The sequence below is a fragment of the Bacteroidetes bacterium GWF2_43_63 genome, from assembly GCA_001769275.1.
Taxonomy (GTDB): domain Bacteria; phylum Bacteroidota; class Bacteroidia; order Bacteroidales; family DTU049; genus GWF2-43-63.
On the sequence record MEOQ01000017.1, the window covers coordinates 1 to 15,059 of the forward strand.

Here is a 15,059-nt window from a genome sequence, read left to right on the forward strand (position 1 = left end):
TCACAAAGAAATAAAAATCCGTACGCAGTATAACCAGAAAATCACTGAATATTTACAGGCTCTGAAACTGTCGCACTAAAATGGACAAGTCAGGAGTGAAGTTTTAATTTGAGAAAATGATATTTAGCATAATCCGGATGAATGCTGGTTCCGGATTATGCTTTACCTTTGGTATTATTTTTGAAAAAGCGCAATCCGCAAAAACGAAAAACATGAAAAACAGACTTCTGCTTATTGCCGGCACCATGGCCGCACTTGTATTGACGAATATCAGCACCGTTCAGGCACAAACTGAGGAAAAGAAAAGTCACACCAAGGTTATAACCACCGAAAATTTTGATGAGACCATAAAAAAAGGGGTCGTTCTTGTTGACTTCTGGGCTGTATGGTGTCGTCCCTGTGTTATGCAAGGTCCTATCATCGATCAGCTGGCTGATTCACTCCATGGCAAAGTGGTAATCGGTAAGGTTGACACCGATAAAAACAAAGCCCTGTCAACCCGTTTTGCCATTCAGTATATCCCAACAACCATCATTTTTGTAGATGGAGTAGCTGTTGACAAGGCCTCGGGATTACAAAGCAAAGAAGTATTGCTGAACCGGCTGGCTCCATACATGAAATAAATTCCGCATTGATTGTAAAAAAGTATAATTTTGTGTCACGTCATTGCCTGTTCATACATGAAAAAAGTATTTAAAAGTCTATTTAATCTTCCTGCTCTGATTGGTATGTTTCTGGGTGCAACCGGCGGATACATGTACTACTATTTCGTAGGCTGCAACAGCGGTTCATGCCCCATCACCTCTAATCCATGGGGGTCTTTGGCATGGGGATTGATTACTGGCTGGCTCGTAGGCAGTATGTTCTACAAAGACAAGGACAAAAACTCTAAAAACATTCAGTCATGAAAACCAGGAATCTCATTTCATCCGCCACACTTATTATACTATTCTTTTCTTTCCTCGCGGCCAATGCTCAATACAGATCGATGCCCAACACCGCCTGGAAACGTGGTGAAAAGCTCACTTACATTATTTATTTCGACTCTTTTTTGACCGGAAAGATCAAAGCGGCCTACGGAACATTCGAAGTAATGCCCGAAACAGAAACAGTTGGAGGTCGCACCTGTAATCACATTGTTGCTTCCGGAGCCACCTTTAAAAAATACAACTGGGCTATTTTTGTAAACGACCGCTTCGACTCTTATGTTGATGAACAGGGCCAATTCCCGCTTTTGTTTTTACGCCGCGCTCACGAAGGCAACTTTACGGCTGATCAGGATATCATTTTTAATCATGGTAAAAACCTGGCACAGTTCAAAAACAATAAAAAGGATGTTTCTGTCAATTACTATATTCCAACTTATGCGCAGGATATGATTTCTGCTGGTTATTATGCACGTAATCTCGATCTGTCGAGCTTTACTACCGGACAAAATATCACGATCCCTTATGTTTTTGAAGACAGTCTTTTTTCAACTACACTGGTATATGACGGCATTGCCAACCTGAAAATGGGTTTAGGCACATTCAGCTGTATTAAGCTGAAACCCAAAGTGCTTGTTGGAACAGTGTTCGGCGAAGCTTATCCGCTCACCATCTATGTTACCAACGACAAAAACAGAATCCCGATTTATGCAAAAAGCTCAATTCTAATCGGCACGGTGAAGTTTGAACTGATTTCCTACTCCGGACTAAAAAATCCGCTCGACTCTAAAAAGAAATAATTCTGAAAGCCTCGCAAGAGGCTTTTTTTATTGCCTGCAAAAAGCTCTCGCATTTTCGGGTAGGAAAACATTTGACGTAAAGTGATTTGTTTTCAAATTAGACTTTAAGTTAAGCGAGGCCCAATAACATTTGTATAACTTTGTATATTTGCTTATTGTTAATTATCGAAAATCTCAAAAGTGTCAAAAATTCAGCTTTTTATATTTTTATTGATCCTGATGACAGGTTGCAGACCAGCTGCAGACAATGAGCCGGAATTACCAGACTATTATTTCCATCCGCATAAAGATAGCATGAATTTATTGCGATACGTTGACTATGTGCCAAGAAATATTGAGTTTGTGTTTGACCTGGATTCAGCATTGAAACTTAGTCAAATTAAAGACAAACCGATCTTGATAATATTTACCGGTGTAGGCTGCAAAAGCACTCGGGATATTGACTGGAAGGTTGTAAAAACAAGTGACTCAGAGAAACTAATCAGGGACAATTTTATAGTCGCATTTCTGTTTGTTGATATAAAAGGAAAACTTAAAGAACCGGTGCAAATCATGTATGAAGGCCGACCAAAAATTATTTCCACCATTGGCAGATATAATTGGTATTTGCAAATTGAAAGATATAAATCAAATGCACAACCATATTATTGCATAGTTGACCATAACATGGTTGACCTTGCTGATCCTAGAGGATATGATTTGGATTCAGCCGGATTTAAGGATTTTCTGATACAGGGACTGTTAGAATTTAGAAGCAATAGCCTGAAACTAAAATCTAGCCTGAAATAACAAAGTAAGCACCGGTTTTATAATGGAAAAAGATTTGACATGTAGGACAGGTCACGCGTCGTGAGACGCGCGCCCAAATTTTAATCACCGAAATTATTTTACATCAATCACCATCCGGCGGGTCACAGCTTCAACCCATCTCACCATGCGTGTAAACTGAGGCTGGTTAATGATTTCTGGAGTGTCCGACGGCAGGTGCAGTTGCTGATGTGCGTTGGTATTCACAAAATATAATCCCGGGATACCGGCTTCGTAAAACGGCTTGAGATCGGCGCCACCGCCTTCCCAGGTGCGTTGCGACATGGGCCATTTGTGCTGTTTTGCCACTTCTGCTGCCGTGTTCCAGAGGTCAGGGCAGCTTTTCCCGTTTCCAGCCATCAATGAATCGCCGCACCCAATGCAGTCCATATTGAACACGGCCACAATATTTTCTTTTGGCACTGGTAAATGATTTACAAAATACGACGAGCCATCGAGCCCTTTTTCTTCGCTGCCGAAAAGAACAAAAATCACTGACCGCTTCAACTTACTTCTGTCAGCCGAAAAAATCCGGGCAAGTTCAAGCACTGCCGCGCTGCCAGAGGCATTGTCGTTTGCCCCGGGATATAAAACTGAATTTCCGATGGAACCAACATGATCGAGATGTCCGCCCAGAATGATGTACTCGTCTTTCAGCACCGGATCGACACCGGGCAACATTCCTATAACGTTTGTGGTGTGTCCATTTGAATTATAATTCGCTTTTACATACACCGAAGCTTGCTTTTTTGCAGCAATACTGCATGGCTTTTTCAGTGAATCGATCGAGGCCTGTAGTTGTTTCAGTGAGTATCCGGAATTCGACATAAGGTACTCCGCTTTTTCAACCGAAATCTGAATCTGCGGTAAATCGGCATGCATCGGCCCAGCGCCATGCATCATGCTTCCGATGGGTTCCTGAGGGTGATTCTGATTTGGTTGCGAAACAAATATGACTGCAATCGCTCCATGTTTATATGCAGCATCGGCCGCACCCCGAATGGAATAATCCGGCATTGTGCTTTTGAAAAACGGAGGAATCGTTTTAAAAATCAAAACAATTTTTCCTTCAACGTCGATGCCTTTATAATCGGAGTATTCATCTGAATCGAGCCCGTAGCCACAGAATACAACCGGTGCAGTAACATCACCGCTTCCGGAATAACCGCGGACGGAAAAATCAACACCGGGAATCAGTTCCATTACATCGCGACCTGTTTCAATCAGCACCCGGGCAGAATCAATCAAATTGGTTTCAATTGGAATATTCTGACGCCACGAAATATTCCCAACCTGCTGCAAACCATGATCAACAAAATAATCTTCAGCATACTGAACTGCTTTCAAATATCCCCCGGTGCCAGGCAAACGGCCATTCAGCGCGGGAGAGGCAAAATAATTCACATGCTTCATCAGACTATCGGTACTGACCGACAATGTCTGAGCCTGCATCACAACAGGAAACAAAAAGATCCAGAAAATATTTTTCATTATTCAGGTATCACAACCGGGAAGTTGTATTTGAAATCGATAAAAGTGCGATCACCCAGAATATGATGCATGAAATCGAAATAAGCATCGGTGAAACGGAATTCATCGACATCGTAATACTCTTCCGGGAGTGGCTTGTTGCCTACATTTCCCATATCTATGCTTCCCGTGTTGAATTCTTCCAGTTCCGGATAGCTGACCATTTTGCTGATGACCGGCATTTTGCCATAATCCTCACGCAGCAATAGATCAACGACTTTATCAGCCAAAGTTGCTGTGAGTTTTCGGTCATACAAACGGCATTCGCCCGAGCGTGCATAATAACCGACTGTCTGCGCGCGTGCCTCGATACCGAGCTTGTTCGAAATTTCGCTGGCAATAACACCGCTCACGCCGCCCAGGCGCGGATGACCGTATTCGTCCACTTCGGTAGAAGCATAAACAACATCGGTTTTTCCGGTTTGATCGTCGTACCAGCGAAGGCCTTCTGAGACAGCAATGATAATCGATTTCTTCGGACTGCGCATGAAAGCTTCCTTGACAAATTCGAAAAAGAAATCCTTACGACTTTTATCAATCGGATATTCCGGAACCATAATAATATCTGCCTGACCATAAGCTGCACCACCAGTGAGCCAGCCAGCATCGCGCCCCATGATTTCGAGAACAAGAATGCGTGAATGTGATTCGGCCGTGGTTTTAATACGGCGCGTAAATTCCATTACGCCTTTCAGAGCGCTTGGATAGCCGGGACATAAAACGGCTTCAATTTTTTTATTTGCATATTCATGAATTGTGCGTGTACGCAAATCGTTGTCAATCGTTTTCGGAAAACCAATAACAGGAATGCCTTCGGTTTCGTACAGACGTTTGGCAGCGCCATTGGTATCGTCACCGCCAATGGTGACAAGCACATCGAGTTTGTAGCGTTCAATATTTTTCAGAATCTGAGGAACACGGCTTTCCGGATTTTTCTTTGAAGGAAAAGGATTGGTGCGGCTTGAGCGCAGCGCTGTACCTCCATAAATTCCATCATAGGGCTGATTGGTAAGATCAACTACATCTCCATCACCGAGCAAACCCCGCCACCCGTGACGAATTCCAAAAACCTTGTAACCCAGTAGCTGAGCCCGGTTCCGGATGCTTTCAATGCTAGAGTTGATAGCAGGAGTGTCGCCACCGCCCGAAAGAATGCCTAAGGTTTTCCCTTCAAATATTTTAAACTCTCTCATAGTTCCATGTTTTATCATGCGAAAATAAGAATTGTTTTTGATATTTATTGTCTATTTGTTTATTTGAGTCGAAACAATCGTTACAAGTTACAATCGTGATAGTCGTTTCACGTTACAGGTCGTTTCACTTGACGACACAGTCGCGACGCATAGAGGTTGAAAAAATCAGCGCGAGAGCGCAGCAAAGCCTTATGCCGCAAGCCTCATGCATCATACGTTTTACACGATTGACAAATCCATTTGTTTGCGACCGATATCGATTTTCTTTATCAGAACAGTGACTTTGTCACCAAGGCGATAGGTGGTTTTGGTGCGGTGTCCGATGACCATATAATTGTCTTCGTCGAGATAATAGAAATCGTCCTTCATATCCTCAAGTCGCACCAATCCTTCAGCGTGGCTGTATGAAATTTCAACGAAAATGCCCCATTTGCTTACGCCCGAAATCACGCCATCAAATGTTTTTCCAACCTGATCGGCCATGAATTCCATCTGCTTGAATTTGACCGATTCGCGTTCGGCATCCGCCGCTTTCTTTTCCATGTCGCTGCAATGGTCGCACATATCTTCGTAGTCTCCCTGATTCACCGACGGTTTGCTATCGGCATACCAGTCCAAAAGTCTATGCACCATCAGGTCGGGATAACGGCGAATGGGCGAAGTAAAATGCGTGTAGAAATCGAATGCCAATCCGTAGTGACCAATGTTGTTTGTGCTGTAAATGGCCTTGGCCATTGTGCGGACAGCAATGGTTTCAATCATCGTCTCTTCAGCTTTGCCAGCCACTTTGCTGAACAAATTGTTTAACGAAGCCGAAATGTTATTTTTGGAAGTGATGTTGATGCTGTATCCAAGTTTGCTCAAAAATTCGGAAAAATTCGACAGCTTTTCAGGACTGGGTTCATCGTGAATTCGATAAACAAATGTCTTCGGCGTTTTGTTTTTCTCAGTGACTTTTCCAATGTGAGCAGCCACTGTTTTATTGGCAAGCAACATGAAATCTTCAATCAGCATATTCGATTCCTTCTGCTCCTTAAGATAGACTTCGAGCGGCTTTCCGGCTTCATCAAGTTTGAATTTCACTTCCGTGCTCTTGAAATTAATGCTGCCTTTTTTATTGCGTTCCTGACGCATGATGTCAGCCAGCTTATGCAACAACAAAATTTCTTCGCTGAATTTTCCTTTGCCGGTTTCAATTATTTCCTGCACCTCTTCGTAATTGTAGCGAATATCAGAATTGATGATGGTGTGGCCAATCCAGTATTTCAGAACCTTTGCATCCTCGCTCATTTCAAACACCACCGAATGGCAGAGTTTGTCTTCGTTGGGGCGAAGTGAGCAAACATTGTTCGATAATTTTTCGGGCAACATCGGTATTACGCGATCAACCATGTAAATGGAAGTAGCGCGATCAAAGGCCTCTTTGTCAATCTCAGAGCCAGGTCTCACATAATGCGATACATCGGCAATATGCACACCCACTTCCCAATTCCCGCTTTTCAGTTTTTTCAGTGACAATGCATCGTCAAAATCTTTCGCGTCGGCCGGGTCACAAGTAAATGTAAATGTGTCACGGAAATCCTTGCGTTTTTTAATTTCCTCGGCACTGATTTCAATCGGAATGCGATCTGCTTCTTTTTCGACATGTTTTGGGAAACAGAGCGGAAACTCATAGTTGGCCAGAATACTCTGAATCTCTACTTCGTTGACTCCGGGCTGCCCCAGAACAGTAGTTACCGTTGCAAAAGGATTGCGCGACTGTTGCGGCCAGTCGGTCATGGCAACGATAACTTTTTCGCCATTCTTTGCTTTGTTCAGATTTTCGCGCGGCACGAGGAAATCAACATGAATTTTCCGGTCATCGGGAACAAAGAATGACATTTTCGGTCCAACCTGAATGGTACCCACATATTGCTGACGCTTTCTTTTCACCACACTGATTACTGTTCCTTCAGGTCTGCGATTGCGTCGGCGTGGGAAAAGGCGCACCAGAACCGTGTCTCCGGTGAGTGCCTGATTTAAATCGCCCTGCGCGATGGCAATATCATCTTTATCAGGCATCAGCAGAAAACCTTTTCCGTTGGCTGTGATATCGATGGTCCCTTCTATTTCGCTTGCATTTTCTTCTATTTCGATGGCTTCAGGATTGAGCACGTATTTGCCGCGGTTGCGCACCAGTAACAATTCCTGCGAAACGAGTTTATCGATCGCCACCTGCATTTTTTCACGTTCTGGTCCACGACTGATTCCTAGCCGGCTTGAGATCTGTTTGTAGTTGAATAACATGTACGGATTCTGGCGAAAAATGGCCAGAATATTCATCGCGAGGGTGTTGTCGTCCTGGTTTTTGTTCGGGTTTGTTGTTTTCTTTTTACTCATAATAATCATTTATTAATTTTTCTGTTGCAAAGGTACATCAATATCAAACATGCAAGGCATTTCAATGTTACCGCAATGTTATTGATATTATAATTTATAGCCATGTGACTACCATACAGGCTCCACCAATGGCTGACCTTTCTTCAGTTTTTCGATGCGGCAGCGCATGTGGTTTGGGATTTTCTTTCCTTCGAGAAAACGCATCGACATAAAAAACTCATTGCCTTCGTCATCGTGCAGCAAATATAGTTTATGTTTTTGTCCAATGTACTCGTCGCCGCGATATTCACCAACAAAGTTCAATTCCAGTTCGTATCCTAAAAGAAATACAGGATGCACAGGTTCAAGCGTGAGATCCGCATTCTGCCCAATGCGTACAACGTAGCAATCGAGCGGTTTCCCGATTTTGATCGGATATTTTTCATAGAACCTTACCGGCAATAAATGCAATCGGCCAAAGCTGTCTTCGAGCTGAAAGTATTTTTCGTTATCAATGAGAATTTTGTCAACGACGCTGAAGGAATAAATCTCATTTTCCTTAAACGGAGTTTGCTCCTGCAGCACAGGGTCAAGCAAGACCGGCAATGCTTTGCGCAAACCTATGACGAGCAATTCAACTTCGGATGGCGCATCGTTGGATCCATCCACATGATACTGTATCGGTATTTTGTTTTCGAAAACATCGGTTACAATCAACGATAAAATATTTTCGCTTTTCGAAACAACTGAATGAACCGGAAAAACATAGCTTTCGCCGCGCCTGTACAACGGATGATCGGGCTCTATAAAAACTTTTCCGCTGCAGTTGATTTTATCAACAGTTACCTGAATGCGCTGTCCAATTGCAAATTCATACTTTTCGTATTGCAATGAATCCATCAGAAACCGCTGTCCGTCTACTGTTTCAGCAACCCAATATTGTTCGGTTTCTGAAAGGTCAATGTGTTTTTTCAGTATTACCTGAAGTACGTCTCCGGGATTCATCCGTTGTTGCTATTTCTTGTTATTGTTTTTGATAATCTGCTCGAGTACCGGCTTATCAATATCGGAAAGTCTTTTGATATTCAGACAGCCTTTGCCGGCTTTGAATTTCCCGAGATTTGTCAACAAAGGATCACTTTCGTCAATGTAGCCCAGCAGATAAATGCTCAGATAATTTTTGCGGGGCGAAAAGCCCAGTGGGAACCATTCGCCGCTGCAGGTCTTCCCTTGGTAGGTATAGCGACCGAAACCGATCATACCGCCAGTCCAGAATTCAGGTTTTTCGCCGGTAATTTTCTGCATGGTTTTCAGCAAATAATTGCAGTCGTCGCGCTGTTCATCGGGCAGTGCATCGATAAATGCTTTGATGTCGACATTTTCGGGTTTGGTCTTGAGTTCGGCCATGATGATTTTTTTTCAAAGATAATAAAAATGGTTATTGGGTATTGGTTATTGGGTAATGGGTATTGGGTAATGGTTATTGGGTAATGGTTATTGGTTATTGGTAAGGCTGAGTTTTTAATTGTGCAGAAGGTCACGCGTCAACGTAAAACAGGTTGCCACGTTTTACGTGGTTGCAAGCGGGAGACGCGCGCCCAGGTTGAGGTCAAGGTCAAGGTTGAGGCCGAGGTTGAGATTGTGCTGTGCGCCGCGCCGCATGCCGCACGCCTCATACCCTATGCCTCATGCCCTATGCCTCATACCGTATGCGTTGTGCGCAAAGCATAAATTTTGTAGTTTTGTGCATCCAACGCAAAGTGATAAAAACAGCAGTAGTCATATTAAACTGGAACGGAAAGGGCTGGCTTGAGAAATTCATGCCCGGCGTTATTGCGTCGTTGCCTGCTTCGGCAGAGTTGATTGTGGCTGATAATGCGTCGACCGACGGAAGCCTTGAATTATTAAAAGAAAAATTCGGGCAAATCCGATTGATTGAATTTGAAGTGAATCACGGATTTGCAGGCGGATACAATGAAGCATTCAAGCTGATTGATGCAGAATATTTTGTTTTACTCAATTCAGATGTTGAGACAAAACCGGGTTGGGTTGAACCGCTGGAAGCCTTTATGGATGCGCATCCCGAATATGCTGCCTGTCAGCCAAAGCTGAAATGGTACGGACATGACAACCTGTTTGAATATGCCGGTGCCAGTGGCGGATATCTTGACAAAAACGCTTACCCGTTTTGCCGCGGCCGCATTTTTTCGACAGTAGAAGAAGACAAAGGACAGTACGACGATGTTACCGATGTGCTTTGGGCAACCGGTGCTTGTCTGTTCATCCGCAATAGCGACTACGAAGCCATTGGCGGGCTGGATGAAAAATTCTTTGCCCACATGGAAGAAATCGATCTTTGCTGGCGCCTTTGGAACACCGGCCGCAAAGTAGCTGTGGTTCCTCAAAGCGAGGCCTGGCACGTTGGCGGTGGTAGTCTGCCCCGCTCATCGGCAAGAAAGACTTATCTGAATTTTCGCAACAACCTGTTGCTGATTTATAAGAATTATCCGGCAAAAGGTATTGCCAAAGTGTTGCGCCGTCGCTTCTTCCTCGATGGGATTGCATTCGTTTTGTTTTTATTGCAGCGACATTTTGGTGATGCAGGTGCTGTATGCAAAGCCAGACGGCATTTCAGAAGAATGAAAAAAGAGTTTAAAAAATCTTCAATAGAAAGTTTTCCACCGGTGATGTATCAGGGAAATATTCTGATTGATTATTATTTAAAAAATAAAAAGAGTTATACCGCGTTAAAACAAAGCAATAAAGTTTGACTTTAAAAGTGAATGGGTGTTTTTACCAATTTTCCGGAGTTTGGTCAAATTTTTGAGAGTTGGCGATTTTTTCTGTAAAAACCAGTATTTGAAATTTTTCAAAATTCGTGCTTAATGATTAAATGTGTTGCTGTCATTTTCTTTTTTCTGATTGCTGAATTAATCAGCGCTCAGAGCCCGACAGTGCAGGATTGCATGGGAGCCATACCAGTTTGTCAGTATGTTTATACGCAAACAAACTCGTTTTCGGGCGAGGGCAACTATCCTGATGAAATCAACACTTCTGGGTGTCCCGCAAGCTGCCTTGAATCAGGGGAAAAAAATGATGTCTGGTATATTTTCACTGTTCAGACTTCCGGATTGCTGAAATTTAATATTACCCCAAATAACAGCCAGGATGATTATGACTGGGCTGTTTACAATCTGACCAATGCCAACTGCAACAACATTTATACAAATCCTTCGCTTCAAGTAAGTTGTAACTACGCAGCAGATCCCGGAACTACCGGTGCCAATGGCGGGTCTTCGCTCAATTGCGCAGATGCTCTTGATGTGAATGATAATGCTGCTATACCAGTAACAGCGGGTCAAACCTACGTATTGAACATTTCAAACTTTTCTTCGACACAATATGGATACACCCTCAATTTTTCTGCTTCCTCTGCATCCATTTTTGATAATATTCCGCCGGTATTTCAATCTGTTAATCAGCCGATCGCATGTGGCTCAACTCAGCTGACCTTCACATTCAGTGAGAATGTTTTGTGCTCAACCGCCAGTGTCAATGATTTTAATTTATTTGGGCCGGGTGGTCCATATTCCATTACTGGCATCACCGGAGCTGCATGTGCAGCGGGCGGATCGATGGAAAATACTTTTACTATTACCGTATCTCCTGCTATCATGGCCAGTGGCTCCTATCAGATTTGCCTGAATAACACAGCCGGATCTGTTACGGATAACTGCGGAAATCAGGCAGCACCGGCCTGTTTCAACTTCTCAATCCAAAATATTTCAACTAATATTTCTGTTGTTGATGCAGATTGTGGTCCCAACGGCAGTGCCACCGTATCTGCTACCGGTGGCTCAGGATCATATTCCTACACATGGAGCACCGTGCCCGTTCAATCAACCCAAACTGCAACAGGATTGGGCGCCGGCTCATACTTCGTCACAGTTTCGGACGGACAATGTTCAGCCATCGACACAGCATTGGTAATTGATATTGGCGGTCCCACACTGAATATGTCTGGAAATCCTGATTATTGCGGTCAGGGGCTTGGCACAGCCAGTGTGGTTGCCACGGGCGGTTCCGGTATTTACACGTATATCTGGGATACCAATCCGGCATCAACAAATACGTCCGTTTCAGGACTAACCACAGGTACATATTCTGTAACCGTTGATGATGGAGGTCTATGTCCTGGCGTGGCCTCATATATTGTTCAGGAGATTGCCGGACCTGAGTTAACGATTGTAAGCTCTACACCTGAATTATATGGAATGTTTGACGGAACAGCTACTGTGGCAGTTTCAGGTGGAACAGGAAGCATCACCGTTGTCTGGAATACAAATCCGCCTGTAACCGGAACAGCCATTACAGGTCTTGCACATGGGACCTACATAGTTGTTGCTACTGATTCAAAAGGGTGCACCGATACAATTGAAGTTGTAGTAGGACTTACAACAAATACGTATCTCACCGTTTCTACCACTCCAGATCATTGTAAACATGGAGACGGTACAGCAACTGTACATATTCACAATGCCATCGGAAATACAGCTGTGGAGTGGAATACGACCCCATTACAAACGACAGAAACAATAACCGGGTTGATATCTGGTGGATATCTGGTTACGATGACCGATTCTATCGGCACTTATACAAATATTGCATACGTATATAATGCACCGGGGACAGTTGCAGCGTTTTCGGCCAATCCAAATCCAGTTACCATCGGTAGCCCGATCCAATTCATCAACCAGTCGATAAACGCAGATTTGTTTTTCTGGGACTTTGGTGATGGAGACAATTCGTTGGAAGAGTTCCCAATACACACATATGGCTCCGTTGGAGAATTTACAGTATGGCTTGTCGCGCAGGATTCTTACGATTGCAAAGATACAACGGGTGCGATTGTGATCATAAATGATATTTTTACATTTTATATTCCAAGCGCGTTTTCACCCAATGGTGATGGAATAAATGACTTTTTTATGCCGTATGGTATTTCAGTCAACACCGATCTCTATGAAATGCGCATTTACAATAGATGGGGAAGCCTTGTCTTTTTTACCAGCGATTATAATGTTCCATGGGATGGGAATGTAAACGGTGTTGTCAAAAAAGAAAAAATTCAGGACACTTATACTTATGAAATAATAATTAAGGATGCAACCCAACTTATTCATAAGTATCGTGGCAGTGTAACATTGTTGTACTGATTCCATTAGAAAGCCCTAAGTAAATAATTGCATCAGCAAACAATTATATTCATCTTTTTTAATAATTTTGTTTGTGGCTAAAAACGAATGAAACCAGAATCAACAAAGGAAAGAATCAGCAGTCTTGATATTCTGCGCGGCTTTGCTTTGCTCGGAATTGTCGTTGTGAATTCGCTCGGATTCAATGCATCGTTTTTCAATTTTGGCGGATACTACGGATCCTTGCCTGACCCGGAGCAGCAGCTATTCTACAATGTGTTCATCAGTCTGACCGCCGACAAGTTCATTTTTCTGTTCAGCTTTCTTTTTGGCTACGGCATCTTTATGCAATATCGAAAATTCAAAGAGAACAATCAGCCATTCGGCCATTTTTTCTCGCGCCGGATGATGCTTCTCGCGATGTTTGGAATGGCGCACGTAGTATTGCTTTGGGCCGGAGACATTCTGCTGCCATATGCGATTGCAGGATTGATTGTTTTTCTGCTGCGCAAAGCCCCGACAGTTTTGCAACTGATGCTGGCCATTTTCTTTTATTTCTTTGTAGCATTCTGGATGGCTGCATCAACCTGTATTCCGCTGCCCGACTCCATGACATCGCTTTGTACAGAATGTCTCGGGCAAGCCAGAATTGTTTATTCCAGCGGAAATTATTTTGAAATTCTACAGCTACGATTGCATGAATATGCTGATTTCAGAAACATCAACATGTTTTATTACCTGCCGAAAATCATTGGTATCACATTGTTTGGATTTGTTGCGTCGAAATATTTTCTGCATAAAAAAGTGGCTGCACATAAATTATTGTGGGCGATTTCACTTGTTTTAATTGCAGTTGTTGCAATAATTATTTATCTGAAATATGAATCGGTTTTCAGCATCGAAGGCCCCTTTGCAATGGCTGCATTTATGGCCGGTTATGAGTTGATGAATTTATTTGTAGCATCAACTTATTTATTATTCATTCTTTTAATTGCGTCCTTCCCCGCCCCGGCACGGCTGCTGAAGCCATTTGCGCTCATGGGTCGCATGTCGCTCACCAACTATCTGATGCAGTCGCTCATACTTGGAATTATTTTCTATGGCTGGGGCTTTGGATTTTTCGGACAAACCAATGTGATGATGGTAGTTGGAATCGCGCTTGCAGTCTATGTTTTCCAGATTATCGTCAATATTGTCTGGTTCCGTTTTTACGATTCAGGACCGCTAGAAAAAGTTTGGAGAACGTGGTCGTATAGGAAACTCTTATGACATTTTTGATTTTCGAAATGAAAAACACTAATATACATTTTCCGTTTGTTTTATTGCTTCTGGTGCTGATTTCAGCCGGATGCGCCAAGGAAAAAAGATCAAACAAAGCCGCATTGAAAATGCAGGAATTTGTTATTGACATCTCTCAATATGCGCGTGGCATTGATCCTGATTTTATTGTCATTCCGCAAAACGGAATTGAGCTTGCATATATTGATGCAGAGCCCGATTTTTCATGCAACCTCGATAATTCCTACATAAACGCAATTGACGGCATTGGGATTGAGGAACTCTACTACAACGGGACTTTTCATTGGGATGATTACAGGCAACCACTGGCGGCGGAGCTTTACTATCACACAAAAATTCTTGTTTCGGAATATGTGAACAGCAGCACCATGACCAACGATGCATACGACATGAATTATAATGAAGGTTATATTTGTTTCGTACGTGAATCAGATAACTATGATTACACTCAAATTCCTTTATGGATCCCGGCTGAAAATGACAGCGACATTACAACACTGGCTGAGGCAAGGAATTTTTTATACCTCATAAACACTGAAAAATATTCATCAAAGCAGGCTTTCATTGACGCTGTTGCAGCCACCAACTATGACGTGATTTTAATGGATTTGTTTTTCGAAGATGATGCGTTTACATCTGCTGAAATCGGGCAATTGAAAACAAAGGCCAACGGCGGAAAGCGTCTGGTGATTGCATACATGAATATTGGAGCGGCGGAAAAATTCAGATACTACTGGAAAGACAGCTGGAATATTTGTCAGCCCGGATGGATTAAAAATAAATACAATGGCTATGATGATGAGTATTGGGTGAAATTCTGGAACAAAGACTGGCAGGAAATAATTTACGGCAACAATGATTCCTATACGAATAAAATTCTCGATGCCGGCTTTGATGGCGCGTATCTGGATAATGTGGAGGCGTATTATTTTTTGTATTATAAGGATTAAA

13 protein-coding genes are annotated in these 15,059 nt (G+C 42.9%); 8 read left to right on the forward strand and 5 right to left on the reverse strand.

The genetic code is table 11. The annotated features are described in order from the left end of the window. Positions 1-269 precede the first annotated feature (269 nt). The 4 genes from A2W93_03750 (at position 270) to A2W93_03765 (ending at position 2,515) form a co-directional block, all read left to right on the forward strand. A complete protein-coding gene (locus A2W93_03750) occupies positions 270-623 on the forward strand; it encodes a thioredoxin (protein OFY55378.1) in 354 nt (117 codons plus the stop codon). Between the two features lie 57 nt (positions 624-680). Continuing rightward, positions 681-908 (forward strand): hypothetical protein, encoded by a 228-nt coding sequence (locus A2W93_03755; GenBank protein OFY55342.1) that lies wholly within the window; start codon positions 681-683, stop codon positions 906-908. Between the two features lie 80 nt (positions 909-988). Next, the gene (locus A2W93_03760) at positions 989-1,726 is read left to right on the forward strand and encodes a hypothetical protein (GenBank protein ID OFY55343.1); all 738 of its coding nucleotides are present in this window, start codon (positions 989-991) and stop codon (positions 1,724-1,726) included. A 180-nt stretch (positions 1,727-1,906) separates the two neighbouring features. After that, positions 1,907-2,515 (forward strand): hypothetical protein, encoded by a 609-nt coding sequence (locus tag A2W93_03765; protein ID OFY55344.1) that lies wholly within the window; start codon positions 1,907-1,909, stop codon positions 2,513-2,515. A gap of 93 nt (positions 2,516-2,608) precedes the next feature. Here A2W93_03765 and A2W93_03770 read toward each other — a convergent pair whose 3' ends face one another. From A2W93_03770 to A2W93_03790, 5 genes are all read right to left on the reverse strand, one after another. Next, positions 2,609-4,024 (reverse strand): hypothetical protein, encoded by a 1,416-nt coding sequence (locus A2W93_03770; protein OFY55345.1) that lies wholly within the window; start codon positions 4,022-4,024, stop codon positions 2,609-2,611. Further along, complete coding sequence (locus A2W93_03775; protein ID OFY55346.1) at positions 4,024-5,256, reverse strand: hypothetical protein; 1,233 nt, start codon at positions 5,254-5,256, stop codon at positions 4,024-4,026. Before A2W93_03775 ends, A2W93_03770 begins: the two co-directional genes overlap by 1 nt. A 219-nt stretch (positions 5,257-5,475) precedes the next feature. Then, positions 5,476-7,635 carry a ribonuclease R gene (locus tag A2W93_03780; GenBank protein OFY55379.1) on the reverse strand — a complete coding sequence of 720 codons (2,160 nt, stop codon included), beginning with the start codon at positions 7,633-7,635 and terminating at the stop codon, positions 5,476-5,478. A gap of 108 nt (positions 7,636-7,743) precedes the next feature. Then, positions 7,744-8,619: a hypothetical protein gene (locus tag A2W93_03785; protein ID OFY55347.1), complete on the reverse strand. Its 876-nt coding sequence runs from the start codon at positions 8,617-8,619 to the stop codon at positions 7,744-7,746. Positions 8,620-8,628: 9 nt separating this feature from the next. After that, complete coding sequence (locus A2W93_03790) at positions 8,629-9,021, reverse strand: hypothetical protein (GenBank protein ID OFY55348.1); 393 nt, start codon at positions 9,019-9,021, stop codon at positions 8,629-8,631. Between the two features lie 353 nt (positions 9,022-9,374). Between A2W93_03790 and A2W93_03795 the strand changes: the two genes are divergently transcribed. From A2W93_03795 to A2W93_03810, 4 genes are all read left to right on the forward strand, one after another. Beyond that, positions 9,375-10,385, forward strand: a complete 1,011-nt coding sequence (locus A2W93_03795; GenBank protein ID OFY55349.1) for a glycosyl transferase family 2 — start codon at positions 9,375-9,377, stop codon at positions 10,383-10,385. A gap of 114 nt (positions 10,386-10,499) precedes the next feature. Continuing rightward, positions 10,500-12,830, forward strand: a complete 2,331-nt coding sequence (locus A2W93_03800; protein OFY55350.1) for a hypothetical protein — start codon at positions 10,500-10,502, stop codon at positions 12,828-12,830. Between the two features lie 87 nt (positions 12,831-12,917). Continuing rightward, the gene (locus tag A2W93_03805) at positions 12,918-14,078 is read left to right on the forward strand and encodes a hypothetical protein (protein OFY55351.1); all 1,161 of its coding nucleotides are present in this window, start codon (positions 12,918-12,920) and stop codon (positions 14,076-14,078) included. Between the two features lie 17 nt (positions 14,079-14,095). After that, a complete protein-coding gene (locus tag A2W93_03810) occupies positions 14,096-15,058 on the forward strand; it encodes a hypothetical protein (protein ID OFY55380.1) in 963 nt (320 codons plus the stop codon). Position 15,059 lies beyond the last annotated feature (1 nt).

Coding starts and splice junctions, on each gene's coding strand:
- A2W93_03805 (OFY55351.1), top strand. CDS start 12,918: ATGAAACCAGAATCAACAAAGGAAAGAATCAGCAGTCTTGATATTCTG.
- A2W93_03790 (OFY55348.1), bottom strand. CDS start 9,021: ATGGCCGAACTCAAGACCAAACCCGAAAATGTCGACATCAAAGCATTT.
- A2W93_03780 (OFY55379.1), bottom strand. CDS start 7,635: ATGAGTAAAAAGAAAACAACAAACCCGAACAAAAACCAGGACGACAAC.
- A2W93_03760 (OFY55343.1), top strand. CDS start 989: ATGCCCAACACCGCCTGGAAACGTGGTGAAAAGCTCACTTACATTATT.
- A2W93_03770 (OFY55345.1), bottom strand. CDS start 4,024: ATGAAAAATATTTTCTGGATCTTTTTGTTTCCTGTTGTGATGCAGGCT.
- A2W93_03785 (OFY55347.1), bottom strand. CDS start 8,619: ATGAATCCCGGAGACGTACTTCAGGTAATACTGAAAAAACACATTGAC.
- A2W93_03810 (OFY55380.1), top strand. CDS start 14,096: ATGAAAAACACTAATATACATTTTCCGTTTGTTTTATTGCTTCTGGTG.
- A2W93_03755 (OFY55342.1), top strand. CDS start 681: ATGAAAAAAGTATTTAAAAGTCTATTTAATCTTCCTGCTCTGATTGGT.
- A2W93_03800 (OFY55350.1), top strand. CDS start 10,500: ATGATTAAATGTGTTGCTGTCATTTTCTTTTTTCTGATTGCTGAATTA.
- A2W93_03775 (OFY55346.1), bottom strand. CDS start 5,256: ATGAGAGAGTTTAAAATATTTGAAGGGAAAACCTTAGGCATTCTTTCG.